Source organism: Flavobacterium sp. (assembly GCF_027531905.1).
GTDB lineage: Bacteria > Bacteroidota > Bacteroidia > Flavobacteriales > Flavobacteriaceae > Flavobacterium.
On the sequence record NZ_JAPZSU010000016.1, the window covers coordinates 1 to 12,646 of the forward strand.

Consider the following 12,646-nt stretch of genomic DNA (forward strand, 5'->3'; position numbering starts at 1 on the left):
TATTAGGGCTATTTTGATGAAGGTGTTCTAACACTTCAATCTCTTCTTTTTTTAGGTTTACATATCTCATAATGAGATAAATATACAAATTTAACTACATATAAACAATAAAATACGACATTATTTTATTCTGATTACTTAATTGCTGAATCTATTCTAAAAGCCAAAGAGAACAACGCCCCTATTAAGTGGATGAAACGCATTGCGCTAGAATTACTATTTATAGGATGTATTTGTTTGCTCTTGTTTGGTATAAACGTAGTTTTTAGAAAGGTTAAAAATTTTTAAACCGCAATGAGAATAAATATTTCAAAGGCATTTTAATCAAGAATTTTCACATTTTATCACCATCAAACCAGCTTAATTTTACCTTACGTATTATTGGAATCATTCGTTTCATAGTTTTTATTTTTATTATTTACCTCTCTCTTCCTTTGCTTTTCAGTGTTTTTCCATCAACAGTTGGTTACACAACGACGCTGATTCATTGGATTATGAAACCCGCCAAATTCGCTTTGGTGAGTTTTATTGACTTCCTACCTAATCTGTTTTCCATTATCGTTATTGTAGTATTGTTTCGCTATGCTCTAAAAATTATCAAATATTTTGTAGATGAAATCCAAAAGGAGAACATCAACATTGATGGGTTTTACAGCGATTGGGCAAAACCAACGTTTAATATTGTAAAAGTATTGTTGTATGCTTTTATGTTAGTCATCATTTTTCCGTACCTCCCAGGTTCTGAGTCGCCCATTTTCAAAGGAGTTACCGTATTTGTTGGTGTTTTGTTCTCCATTGGTTCTTCGAATGCCATTGCCAATATGGTTGCTGGATTAGTAATCACTTATATGCGTCCTTTTAAAATTGGAGATTTTATCAAGATTGGCGAAGTAAACGGTGAGGTGATAGAGAAAACGGCTTTGGTAGTTAGGGTCCGCACCCCCAAAATGGAAGATATTACTATTCCTAATGCCACTGTTTTATCAAGTTCATCAATAAATTTTTCATCCAATACAAGAACTAATACCAATGGATTAGTAATTCATTCAACAGTAACAATTGGTTATGATGTTCCATGGCGTGAAGTGCATAAAGCCCTAATTGAAGCAGCAAATCGTACAGATTTAATCGAGAAAGAGCCCAAACCATTTGTATTACAAACCAGTTTAGATGATTTTTATGTTTCCTATGAAATCAATGCTTTTACCAAAGAAGCGACAAAACAACCGCTCATTTATTCCAATTTGCATCAAAACATTCAAGATTGTTTTAATGAAGCTGGCATCGAAATTATGTCACTGCATTATAAAGCACTTCGAGATGGGAATCATACGACTATCCCAGAGTCGTATTTATCTAGTGATTATCAATCTACTGTTTTTCAGGTAAATAGTGATATTAAAAATAAGAAATAGATTAAATAGAAGATGGATTTTTAACGGTTTTTGGGTGTCATTTAACGAGTTTTATTGCCTTTTATCTAATGTTTTTTTTATTTAAAAATATTTAATATACTGATATTTAGTTAGTTGTGTTTTTTTATTGTTCTTTTGTAGCAAATATCACTAAAAGTGGGTATTGTACATGCTATTTAACTAAGGTAAATTTGTGAAAAATTAATATCTAAAAATTGGATTAGATTTTGATCTTTAAAAATTAAAAAAGCATGAAAAACAACCAAACTATAAACCACGAGGATTTCACTATTTTTACAGAATCTATCAACTCAAAATTAGAAGAAGGATTTGTCATTGAAGAAAGAAATGACGCTTTACCTTTTGCAGTTTTGTCCAAGAAACCAAAAAGAGTCAATCACAAGTTAAATTTTAAATTATCTTGTGTAACACTAGGCGCTTGGTCTATTGTTTGGCTTTATTTGAGTCATATTTCAAAAGCAAAGAAAATCGTTGTTGGTCTTGACGAAGACGGAAACGTTTTTCAAGAAAATTGTTATATGGGGTAGTTGTAATTCATAGTTTTCCTAAAAAAAAGAGCCACGAATTTCTGTTTTAGTACAGCATTCGTGGCTAATTTTTTAAACATACATTTAGAAGTTTAGTTCAGTTTATTTTTAAGGTATTTTGCGGTAACTGATTTTTTATTTTTGACTACTTCTTCTGGTGTTCCAACAGCTAAGAGCTTACCTCCATTTTCTCCTCCCTCAGGTCCTAAATCAATAATCCAATCGGCACATTTTATCAAATCAAGATTGTGTTCTATAACGAGTATAGAATGTCCTTTTTCAATCAAAGCGTCAAATGAAGCGAGTAATTTTTTGATGTCATGAAAATGAAGACCTGTGGTAGGTTCATCAAAAACAAACAAGGCTTTTTCTTTGGTGGCGCCTTTTACTAAAAAAGAAGCTAATTTGATACGCTGGGCTTCACCACCAGAAAGCGTTGACGATGATTGTCCTAACTGCACATATCCCAAGCCAACGTCTTGCAAAGGCTGTAATTTTTGAATAATTTTACTTTGTTTGTGTTGCTCAAAAAAAGAAATAGCATCATCGATGGTCATAGTGAGGATATCGTGAATGTTCTTATCTTCAAAGGTAACTTCTAGAATTTCTTTTTTGAATCGTTTTCCATTACACGTTTCGCAAGGCAATTGCACATCGGCCATGAAAACCATTTCTACGTTGATGGTTCCTTCACCTTTACACGTTTCACATCGACCACCATCTACATTAAACGAAAAATGTTTGGCTTGATACCCTCGTACTTTGGAAAGCTTTTCTTTGGCAAACAAATCACGAATATCATCGTAGGCTTTGATGTACGTCACTGGATTCGAACGAGAACTTCTTCCTATCGGATTTTGATCTACATATTCAATATGTTTGATATGCGAAAAAGAGCCTTTCATTTCGGTAAATTGTCCTGCTTTTTCACCTACGTTTTCCAACTTTTTTTGCATCGCAGGAAACAGTATTTTCTTAATTAAAGTACTTTTTCCGCTACCAGAAACGCCAGTTATAACGGTAAGCACATCCAAAGGAAAAACAACATCGATGTTTTGTAGATTGTTTTCTCTAGCACCAATGATTTCGATGTAATTTTTATACGGACGTCTTTTCTTAGGAGTTTCAATAGTTTTGGTGCTACTCAAATAATTCGCGGTCAAAGAATCTGCTTTTAGGATTTCTTCGAAAGTCCCTTGTGCGACTAAGTTTCCTCCAAAAGTCCCGGCTTCAGGACCAATATCAATAATCATATCGGCGGCTTTCATGATATCTTCATCATGCTCTACCACAATTACGGTATTTCCTAAATTTCGCAACGAAAGTAATACGTTAATTAAACGTTCGGTATCTTTTGGGTGCAAACCAATACTCGGTTCATCTAGAATATACATCGATCCTACCAAACTACTTCCGAGTGAAGTGGCTAAATTAATACGTTGTGATTCTCCACCAGATAAAGTGGCTGAGTTTCTATTTAAGGTTAAATAATCCAATCCTACTTCTGTCAAAAAAGACAGTCGATTATTTATTTCAATCAATAAACGTTTGGCGATTTGTTGTTCATAATCATCCAATTCAATTTCTTTGAAGAAATCTACTAACTTTTTGATTGGTAAATCTACTAAATCAGAAACGGTCTTATGATTAACTTTCACATAAGAAGCTTCTGATCTAAGACGTTTTCCTTTGCAACTTGGGCATTTGGTTTTGCCACGATAACGCGAGAGCAACACGCGATTCTGTATTTTGTAATTTTTTTCTTCTAATTCTTTAAAAAAATCATTCAGCCCTTGAAAGTATTGATTTCCTGTCCAAATGAGTTCCTTTTGTTCATCGGTTAACTGAAAATAAGGTTTGTGAATCGGAAAATCAAATTTGTAGGCAGCGTTTACTAATTCATCTCTAAACCAACTCATGCTTTCGCCACGCCAAGGATAGATTGCATTTTCAAATACCGAAAGCGTCGTGTTCGGAACTACGAGTTCTGGGTCGATACCAATAATGTTTCCGTAGCCTTCACAAGCAGGGCAAGCTCCATAAGGATTGTTGAAGCTAAATAAATGAACGTTGGGTTCTAGAAAAGCAATACCATCTAGCTCAAAATTATTCGAGAAGCTAAATCTATTTTTTTCGTTAAGTTCTTGTAGAAAACATGTTCCTTTTCCTTCATAGAAAGCGGTTTGAACAGCATCCGCCAAACGATTGTAGAATTCTTCTTCGGTTTTAACCACAATACGATCAATGATGAGTTCGATAGTCAATTTTTCTAACTCTTTGTCTTTTTTGTCTGAAATAGAAGCAATGAAATCGTCTAAACGAAGCATTTCGTGATCGACAAGTACTCTTGCAAAACCTTGTTGCTGTAGTATTTTTAATTTATCTTGTAGTTTTCGTCCTTCTTCAACATGAAGAGGTGCCAAAAGCAACCATTTGCTATCCAAGGCTAAGGTTTTTACAACATTGACTACATCGGTTACGGTATTTTTCTTTACTTCTTGGCCAGAAATAGGAGAGTAGGTACGTCCAATTCGCGCATACAATAACTTGATGTAATCATAGATTTCTGTTGAAGTACCCACTGTAGAGCGCGCATTGGTCGTGTTTACCTTTTGTTCGATGGCAATGGCTGGAGCAATACCTTTGATGTATTCTACTTTTGGTTTATCCAAACGACCTAAGAATTGTCGCGCATAGGACGACAAGCTTTCTACATAGCGACGTTGCCCCTCGGCATAAAGGGTATCAAAAGCCAAACTTGATTTTCCAGAGCCCGAAAGTCCGGTAATCACTACTAATTTGTTTCTAGGAATGACAACATCCACGTTTTTTAGATTGTGAACCTGTGCGCCTTTGATAATTATATTTTGTTTAGGGTCTAATGTAGAAAGGTCAATCGACATAATAAAATGAATTTGCACAAAAGTAATCAATTTTGCCCTGTTTTTGAAGCTTGAACGAATCACAATTTTTGTCTACTTAGTATTGTAAAATCCTTGTTTTTAATTGTTTTTTGTTGGTAATTCCTTTTGTTTCTGTTCATTTATTTAGAATTTATAATATTAAGTTATAGTTTTACATAAACATTCAACCCATGCGATTACAAAAAACTTTTTTACTCGTAGCTTTATTTTCTATTTTCAATTTTTTAGCTCAAGAACTTCCACCAATTGTAAAATATGCTCCCAATACTTACGGAGCAGGCAATCAAAATTGGATGATCTCTCAGGATCAAAATCAATATTTGTATTTTGCCAATAACGAAGGTTTACTCACTTTTGATGGCTCAAAATGGGATTTATATCCTTCGCCCAACGAAACGATAATTCGTTCGGTAAAAGTAATTGGACAGCGAATTTACACGGGCTGTTACATGGAGTTTGGGTATTGGGTACGCCAAAAAAATGGACAATTACGCTATACTTCATTAAGCAAAAAAATTAAAAGCAAAATTCAGGAAGATGAGCAGTTTTGGAATATACTGAATTATGACCAATGGATTATTTTTCAATCATTGAACAAAATTTTTATTTATGATTCCAAAAAAGACTCATTTAAAGTTATTGCACCTAAAAGTGGCATTTTAAAATCCTATCGAACGTCCAATGCAATTTACTACCAAACGGTTTCGAATGGATTATTTGAAATCGTAAGCGGAAAAGAAAGTTTGGTTTCGAATGATCCGATACTGAAAAACAATAAAATTATCAATGTATTTGCTATCGATCAGGGACTTTTGATACAAACGCAATGGAATGGTTTTTATACCTTGATTCAAAATAAAGTTTCTCGATTTACGACAGAAGTAGATCATCAGTTAATTGCAAATAATATCTACAACAGTCAGCAATTATCCAATGGTAGTTTTGCAGTAGGTACCGTTTCTAATGGCGTTTTTATTATCGATACGCATGGAAAGCTTCAACATCATATTTATCAAAGCAAGGGATTGAGCAATAATACTGTTTTGTCCTTGTTTGAAGATATTGATAAAAATTTATGGATTGGTTTAGATAATGGCATCAATTGCATCAATTTGCAATCACCCATTAAGAGTTTTACGGATAATTCAGGGGTTTTGGGAACTACTTACGCCACAAAACTCATTGATGGAAAGCTTTATGTAGGAACGAATCAAGGCCTTTTTTATAAAAAATATGATTCGAATGAGGATTTTAAATTTATAAACGGAACGAAAGGACAAGTTTGGTCTTTGTTTGAATGGAATGGAGAACTCTTCTGTGGTCATGATTCAGGAAGTTTCTTGATACAAGGCGGAATTGCGATTCCTATTTTTAAAAGTTCTGGAACTTGGAAGTTTAGCCCAGTTCCTAACAGGAAAGATCTACTACTACAAGGGAATTATTACGGAATTTCGGTTTTGCAAAAAATAAATAATCAATGGGTTTTTAAAAACAAAATTGCTGGATTTGATTATTCGGTTAAAAGTTTTGAAATCACTAAGCAACTTGAAGTCTATATAAGTCATGAATACAAAGGTGTTTTTCGATTGCAATTGAATAAAGAGTTGACAAAAACAGCTCCTTTTTACACTTATACTTATCCTAGAAAAGGAAAAAATGCCAGTTTAATACAATTCAATGGCGCCATTTATTATGCCTATAAAGAAGGTATTTTTAAGTTAAATCCATCAACCAAGCAATTTGTCAAAGATCCGATTTTGAGTACTATTTTTAGTAAAGATGAATATACTTCAGGTCAAATGATTGTTGATAATTCCAATAGATTGTGGTTGTTTACCAAAAACTATATCCATTATTTGTCTTTAAGTAAATTGAGCAATCAGTTGAAGGATAATGTGATTCCAATTCCAGCTTCCTTGACGAATTCGATGTTGGGGTATGAAAATTGTACACAGTTGTCTAATGCTGTTTTTCTTATTGGTACGGCAGATGGTTATTATACCTTGAATTTGAATGATTTGAGTTTTAAAAATTACAAAGTAGCCATTACTAATATTGCTGTGAATCGATTGAATGAAGGCTCATACAATTACGCAATTCCAGAGGATGGAAAATTCAATTATGAACAAAACAACATCGCATTTAATTTTACCGTGCCTGAGTACAATAAATATATCAATGCTGAGTATCAGTTTTTATTGGAAGGGTTTCAAGAAAAATGGAGTGCATGGAGTTCAAAATCGGCTATTAATTTCAAAAATTTACCTCCAGGAAATTATGTATTCAAGGTAAGAGCAAAATTTTCTAATTCCTTGTTAGAAAACACAGCAAGTTATTCTTTTACGGTTGTAAAGCCATGGTATCTTACCCATTTGGCGGTATTTATTTACCTGGTATTATTTGTTGTTTTGGCTTTTTACATTCATAGAGCTTATCAAAATTATTATGAAAAGCAAGAAGCGAAATTGATCGAGGAGAATAATCTTTTGCTTGAGATAAAAGAGCTCGAAAACGAACAAGAATTAATGCGATTACGAAACGAGCAATTGTCGCAAGATGTAGATTCTAAGAGCAGAGAATTAGCGGTTTCGACTATGAGTTTGAATAGTAAAAACGAGTTATTGGCTTTTATCAAAGAAGATTTAAAGAAAACCGCTCCGAGCGATACTTCGAATATAAAATCAGTGATATCAACGATCAATAAAAATATTACCGAAGAAGATTCTTGGAAAGTTTTCCGTGAAGCATTTGATAGTGTTGATAAAGATTTCCTTAAACGCGTAAAACAAATACATCCATCATTGACTCCAAATGATTTGAGACTTTGTGCCTATTTGAGAATGAATCTTTCTTCTAAAGAAATTGCTCCCTTGCTAAATATTTCGGTGAGAAGTGTAGAGATAAAAAGATATCGTTTGCGCAAAAAAATGGATTTAACGCATGAGCAAGGCCTAGTTGAATACATTCTTGCCGTATAGTTTTTTCAAAAAAAGCATTAATCACCTATACATTACCACAACATTTGTAATTGTTGTGGTTTTTTTTGTTTTTGTTAAACGGTTTTGGCTGTGCTATTTTCGCAATAATTATGCTGTTTTTTTAGGGTTTACTTAAATGAATAAAACTTTTTTTGAATTGTATATTTTTTGTAGAGGTTCTTTTTAAACTATCACGTTGTAGTTACAGTAATTTTAGAATTCAATACAAAACCAAAATGTTATGAAATCTAAACTAGTAGTAATTGCATTCATTTTGCTGGCCTCTCTAGGGTACGCACAAACGAATGAAATCATCGGAAAGGTAATCGATGCCAAAACCGGAACCTCACTTCCGGGAGTAAATGTGAGGGTAAAAAATGGTTCGCAATCTGTGTCGACCGACTTTAATGGAGACTTTAAGTTAGCAAAAGTAGCTGACAATGCTGTGCTACTCTTTAGTTATGTAGGGTATAAAGATACTCAGCTCACAGTTAAAGGGAATCAAAATGTAACCATAAAAATGGAAGAAGAATCCAGTGCTTTGAAAGAAGTAGTGGTGATTGGTTACGGTAGCCAAAAGAAAAGAGAGGTAACGGGAGCTGTTTCGGTTCTAGATGCCAAAGCTCTAGATGTAATCAAGCCAATAAAGGTTGAACAAGCGCTTCAAGGAACCGTTTCTGGAGTAAATGTTACGACTCAGTCGGGTTCTCCAGGTGCCGCTTTAGACATCCGAATCCGTGGGATTGCCACTAATGGTGAAAATAAACCTACCACTATTATTGATGGATATGTTGGTGAATTAGGACTGCTCAACCCTAACGACATCGAAACCATCACTGTTTTGAAAGATGCACAAGCGGCCATCTACGGAACCATTGGTGCTAATGGAGTGATTTTGATCACCACTAAATCAGGAAAAAAGAACGCCAAAACAAAAATCAATTTCAATACTTATGTTGGTTTTCAAGAAACTACAAGAACTTTGCCTACGCTAAATGCTACAGAATATGCTTTGTTATTGAACGAAAGTTATGCTAATGGCGGTCAAACTATTCCTTATCCAAATGTTTCAGGTTTAGGAAAAGGAACCAATTGGCAAAAAGAAGTATTCAATACAGGTGTTCCTATCATTAATCATGATATTTCCATTTCAGGAGGATCTGATAAGGTAACTTATGCAGTAAGTGGTTCGCATTTAGATCAAGAAGGGATTATTGGTGGTGATAAATCTGGATTTTTAAGAAACACGGCAAGAGTGTCTTTAGGTGCGGATTTAAGTGATAAATTGAAATTAAAAACCAATGTTATCTATACTTATTTCAATAGAAAAGCATTAAATGAAAACGGATTGGGTTCTGTCTTGTTTAATGCTTTGAACGCTCCAGCTACTCTAAATCCGTATGATACAAATGGTAACTATACTTTAGTACCAAGTACAACTGGTTTAGGTACTGAAATCATTAACCCACTAGCTCAAATAGATAATACTTATAACGATTATAATTATAAGAAATTGAACGGTAATTTCGGATTAGATTATAAACTGTTTGATGGTTTTGTGCTTTCTAGTACCATTGGTTTTAATACTTCTAATAGTAAATCTAGAGATTTTGCTAAGCAAGTAAATTATGGAGGGAAAGTTTTTGATGTACAACGTAGCTCGGTTACACAAGGAACGGTGAATGACAACAATTACTCTTTCGATATTTTTGGAACTTACACCAAAAAAATCGGAGAAAACCACAGTTTTGTAGGAACTATTGGAAATACCATTTTCAAAGAATGGGGCAATGGACTTTATGCAACAGGTTATGATGTGCCAAATAATTCTTGGGACTTTGCCGACATCTCATTGACCACAGGAACATTAGATGCTAAAACCAACAGCTCTTATGCGTATGACGAAAGAAGATTGTCTTACTTTGGTAGAATTCAATACGATTTCAAAGGAAGATACTTATTATCAGCCATGTTAAGACGTGATGCTTCTACTAAATTTGGACCCAACAACCGAGTAGGATATTTTCCATCATTTACCGCAGGTTGGATTGTTTCAGATGAACCTTTTTATGGAGAATCCAAAACACTTAATTTTATGAAATTAAGAGCGAGTTATGGTACTTTGGGGAATGACCAAATTCCAAACAATGGGTATGTTGGTCAATTAAGAGGCGAAGCAACTTATGTGTTTAATGGCGCATTGGTAAACGGAACAGCGGTTGGACAAACGCCAAATCCTGATTTGAAATGGGAAGAAGCTAGAAAATTTGACGTTGGTTTAGATTTAAAATTGTTCGACAACAAAGTATCTATAGTGACAGATTATTTCATCGATACTCGTAAAGACTTATTAATCCCAAACATCCCTGTTTCGGGTATTAATGGTATTGCTGCACCAGGAGCTGGAGCGCCGACCTTGAATGCAGGAACAGTACGAAATTCAGGAGTTGAATTTTCGATGGATTTCAAACATACTTTTACTAATGATTTATCATTGAGTTTAGGATACAATGTGACTTTCCTTAAAAATGAAGTTTTGGCTGTTGATAATGGAACAGGATTCATCGAAGGAGGATCTTTTGGTGTAGGGCAACCCGCGCCTTCAAGAATGGAAGTTGGAAAGCCAATTGGATATTTCTTTGGTTACAAAACAGATGGAATTTTTCAAAACCAAGCCGAAGTCAATGCGCACCCTTCTCAAATTGCTTTAGGAGCTAATGCTGCCCCAGGCGATATTCGATATGTAGATACCAATGGCGACGGCATCATAAATGCCAATGATAGAACCAATATTGGCGATCCAATTCCAACCGCTACAATGGGTTTCAATATGCAAATGAATTATAAGAATTTAGATTTTGCGATTTACACTTTTGCTTCGGTGGGGAATGATATGGTTCGTAATTACGAAAGAACCTTGTCCGATGCCAACCGCTTGAATTATGTTTTAGATCGATGGACAGGCGAAGGTTCTAGCAACGCAACACCTAGAGTAACTACAGGAGCTACTTCAAATAATGTATTCTCGGATTATTTTGTAGAATATGCTTCTTACATTAGAATTCAAAATGTTCAATTAGGATACACTTTAAGTCCAAGCGTTTCTGAAAAAATTGGAATTTCAAAATTCAGAATTTATACAGGGGTAAACAATTTATACACTTTCACTAAATACAAAGGTTACGATCCGGGAGCGTCGAATGGAGCACCAATTGGAGGTGGAATTGATTATGGATTTTATCCTGTTCCAAGAACCTATTTGTTTGGACTAAACATTAATTTTTAATTGCAATTACAATGAAAAAGTATCTTTTTTTTACGATAGCAACCGTATTTGTTACCGCACTTACAGTTACCTCTTGCTCGGATGATTTTGTAGATCGTTCCCCTGAATACTCTATAGATTCGGAAAATTATTTTAATTCTAAGGATGATTATGACAAAGCACTAGTAGCTGCTTACGATTTATTACAATCATCGTATGTGAATGTGTTGTTGGGAGAAATCGCCTCAGATAATACGCTAGCCGGTGGAGAAAGTCCAACCGATGTGATAGGTTTTCAACAAGTAGACGATATGATTCATACGCCCGTAAATAGCAATTTACGTGATTTATGGAACTGGATGTTTGCTGGAGTGCAACGCGCCAATTATATTTTGGAATTCAAAGACAAAACTGATTTTTCAGGTAAAAACCAGATCATTGCCGAAGCTCGTTTTTTACGTGCTTACTATCAATTCGAATTGGTTAAATGGTTTGGAGGTATTCCAATGAAAGGGGATGCTCGCTTCAAAATTGGTGATGAAAAAACCATCAAAAGAGCCACAATTCAAGAAGTATATGCTTCTATTGAAGCGGATTTGATTTTTGCTTCGGCTAATTTGGCGGCTGTACCTTCTCAAAAAGGGCGCGCTACCAAAGGTGCAGCATTGGCTTTGCTTGGAAAAGCGTATTTGTATCAAAATAAATTCACGCAAGCTGCAACTACTTTGGAAAGCGTTATTACCGCTAATACTTATTCTTTGGTTACAGACTATAATTCTATTTTTGAAGAAGCTGGCGAAAACAATGCAGAATCTGTTTTTGAAGTACAATATACAGATATTGAAGGAGCTGGATTTGGATGTTTACAATGTAGTGAAGGGAATGTAGCAGTTGGGTTTAATGGTATTAGAAACTATTCAGGTAGTGTTTTTTCTTCTGGATTTAGTTTTAATGTCCCTACCAAAGAAGCGGCTAGTGCTTTCGAAATTGGTGACCGTAGAAAAGATGTAGCTATTCTAGACATTGAGGCATGGGCAGCTAGCACGAGCGCTACTTTTGGTAAAGGAAACGAACACACAGGATATTTCAACAGAAAATATTTACCAAGAAAAAGAAGTGCCAATGCAGCTGGAGATTTGAATTTGACCAATCCAAACAACTACAGAGCCATTCGTTATGCTGATGTACTTTTGATGGCTGCCGAAGCCAATAGCCGCGGCGGAATTGATGATACTAAAGCCAGATTGTATTTGAATCAAGTACGTCGTCGTGCTTTTGGCGATACCAATCATGACATTACAGCTTCTGGAGCAGCTTTAACAGATTTTATTTTGGCAGAAAGAAGAGTGGAACTTTTGGGAGAAGGACACCGTTTCTTCGACCTAGTTAGAACGGGTAAAGCAGCTGGGAGAATCCCAGGATTTACGGCTAATAAAAACGAATTATTCCCTTTACCTATTGAAGAAATTCAATTTTCAAACGGAAATTGGCAACAAAACCCTGGATACTAAAACAT

General features: G+C 34.8%; 6 protein-coding genes. 5 read left to right on the forward strand and 1 reads right to left on the reverse strand.

Annotation, left to right across the window (positions count from 1 at the left end):
• Positions 1 to 494 precede the first annotated feature (494 nt).
• Both O9307_RS05115 and O9307_RS05120 read left to right on the forward strand, forming a co-directional pair.
• The gene (locus tag O9307_RS05115) at positions 495 to 1,415 is read left to right on the forward strand and encodes a mechanosensitive ion channel domain-containing protein (RefSeq protein ID WP_298295990.1); all 921 of its coding nucleotides are present in this window, start codon (positions 495 to 497) and stop codon (positions 1,413 to 1,415) included.
• 251 nt (positions 1,416 to 1,666) lie between these two features.
• A complete protein-coding gene (locus O9307_RS05120; RefSeq protein ID WP_298295991.1) occupies positions 1,667 to 1,963 on the forward strand; it encodes a hypothetical protein in 297 nt (98 codons plus the stop codon).
• 92 nt (positions 1,964 to 2,055) lie between these two features.
• Here O9307_RS05120 and uvrA read toward each other — a convergent pair whose 3' ends face one another.
• Positions 2,056 to 4,866: an excinuclease ABC subunit UvrA gene (gene uvrA / locus O9307_RS05125; RefSeq protein WP_298295992.1), complete on the reverse strand. Its 2,811-nt coding sequence runs from the start codon at positions 4,864 to 4,866 to the stop codon at positions 2,056 to 2,058.
• 191 nt (positions 4,867 to 5,057) lie between these two features.
• Here uvrA and O9307_RS05130 point away from each other — a divergent pair, with 191 nt between their 5' ends.
• The 3 genes from O9307_RS05130 to O9307_RS05140 all read left to right on the forward strand — a co-directional run bounded on the left by O9307_RS05130 (position 5,058) and on the right by O9307_RS05140 (position 12,641).
• Complete coding sequence (locus O9307_RS05130) at positions 5,058 to 7,865, forward strand: triple tyrosine motif-containing protein (RefSeq protein WP_298295993.1); 2,808 nt, start codon at positions 5,058 to 5,060, stop codon at positions 7,863 to 7,865.
• 241 nt (positions 7,866 to 8,106) lie between these two features.
• Positions 8,107 to 11,151 (forward strand): TonB-dependent receptor, encoded by a 3,045-nt coding sequence (locus O9307_RS05135; RefSeq protein ID WP_298295995.1) that lies wholly within the window; start codon positions 8,107 to 8,109, stop codon positions 11,149 to 11,151.
• 11 nt (positions 11,152 to 11,162) lie between these two features.
• Entirely contained in the window at positions 11,163 to 12,641 is a 1,479-nt protein-coding gene (locus O9307_RS05140) for a RagB/SusD family nutrient uptake outer membrane protein (protein WP_298295997.1), read from the forward strand.
• Positions 12,642 to 12,646 lie beyond the last annotated feature (5 nt).